We start from the raw sequence: 2,054 nt of genomic DNA on the forward strand, positions 1-2,054 counted from the left end.
TTTATCGAGATGATAAGCCAGGATCATGTTCCTTTTGTCCGATTGTTTGAATCCATTATCCGACGGTACAATTTCCGTACGGTATCCGTCGGACAGCGTAGTACAGGTAAACCGCGTTCTTGAAGCGATGTTATCGAGATACTCGAGGTTCTCTCCCTCATCTTCATAGAGTTCGAATTCTGCCGTTTCATCTTCATAGTCGGGAAAAATATGAATAAACAACGGATAGTCTTTCTTTTCGTGGATATATTGCATTACCGGCATCATCGGGACGATGGAGCCTTTCTTTACAAAAATGGGAATCACATTTAAAGATGCACGATAAGCAATTTGCTGTCCACCCAAATAAACGGTTTTTTTGTCGTTAAAATCAATCCATTCCCCTTCGGGCAGATAGAGACGCTTTACCCTTTCTCCCTTTTTCAATACCGGCGCTACAAGCAGTTCTTCACCAAACATAAACTGATCTTCAACCTTCAGTGCCACTTCGTCGTAGGGATATTCCATAAACAGCCCCCTCATAATAGGCAATCCTGTATCATGCGCCTTCCGGGCATAAGTGTACAGGTAAGGAAAGAGCTGATATTTCAATTCGATGGCAGCTTTGCTGTTTTTCTCAGCTGTTTCTCCAAACATCCAAGGTTCTACCGCATTATCACCTTCGTGATGAGCACGGCTCAATGGATTAAAAATGCCAAACTGCATCCACCGGGTGTAGAGTTCTGCCGTTGCCGGGTAATCGGTAATATCACCGCAATAGCCAGAAATATCTGTTGTCCAGAACGGAATACCTCCCAATCCGGCAGAGATACCGATCGCCACCTGGTTCCGTAGTTGCCCCCACCCTTCGAGGAGATCATTGCCATTGCCGCTATCGCCACTCCAGCCAAAGGTATAGCGCTGGAGTCCGGCATAAGCTGCACGCGTCATCTGGAACACCCGTTTGCCCGGGTTCCTCTTTTCAAACTGCTCTTTTACTACCTTGTCCCAGGTCAGTCCGTACACATTGTGAATCTCACCGTGCATACCGATATGGTGCCGCATATGAAGTCGATCAATGTCCTCCTCATTGCTCCATGCCGGTTCGCCCATATCTGTCCAGAATCCGGCAGCTCCATCATTTAATGGTTTCTGCTGGTACTCACCCCACCAGTCGGTCACCTCCGGAATGGTAAAATCCACCACCCCACAGTTACCTCCCCATGGCCAGGGCATATCATACGCTTTCCCTGTTCGGGAATCCTTTACGAAATAACCGAGACTGTCGGCTTCTGCCCACTGTTTCTTATTTGCTTGAGAGATCACCGGATCCTGTGAAAGAATCACTTTAAAACCTTGCTCATTTAAAGTAGAGAGCATTTGCTTCGGATTGTTGTAATTTTCCTCTCTCCATTCAAAATTCTGCAAATATTGTGTCCAACCGATATCCTGATAGATTATATCGCATGGAATTTGACGCTTACGGAATTCGGCAGCCACCTCCAGTGCCTGCGCTTCTTTCGTGTAAAGACCACGACTTTGCGAGAAGCCAAACGCCCACTTAGGCGGCATAATAGGTTTCCCTGTCAGGGAGATATACTGACTCAGGATATCCTTATAATCTTTCCCGAAAATAAAGTAATAGACAAATGCTCCGTCTGGTGCCTCAAACGAATAATATTCATTGGACTCTGTACCAAATTTGAATTCTGTTTTATAAGTATTATCAAGGAAAATCCCATATTGGTAACTACTCATAAAGAAGGGTATACTTTTATATAGCGGATCCTCGTTTACACTGTAGCAGGGGCGGTCGCTGTTCCACATCTTGTATTCCCGTCCGCGTCGATTGAGAGGCCCGGCCTTTTCTCCCAAGCCGAAAAACTGTTCGTCGTCTCGCAATACCTTGTAAGCTTTCTTCGCCGTGGAGTCAGACACGTGACCGATCTCCTTATAATCACTGAACAACAGTTTTTGCCATTTATCAAAAATCTGTAGTTGCATCGGGCTCTTGTTCATCCTGATACGGAGCCTGGAAGTGTATATCTCGTAGGATGATGGTTCGTCGTTCACCG

The 2,054-nt window shown here is 45.9% G+C and carries 1 protein-coding gene; it reads right to left on the bottom strand.

What is annotated here, in order from left to right:
- A partial coding sequence (locus B3Z75_RS12990) for a glycoside hydrolase family 31 protein (protein WP_349676041.1) occupies positions 1-2,054 on the bottom strand: 2,054 nt, incomplete at both ends.

Source organism: Proteiniphilum sp. UBA1028 (assembly GCF_002316955.1).
Lineage (GTDB): Bacteria > Bacteroidota > Bacteroidia > Bacteroidales > Dysgonomonadaceae > Proteiniphilum.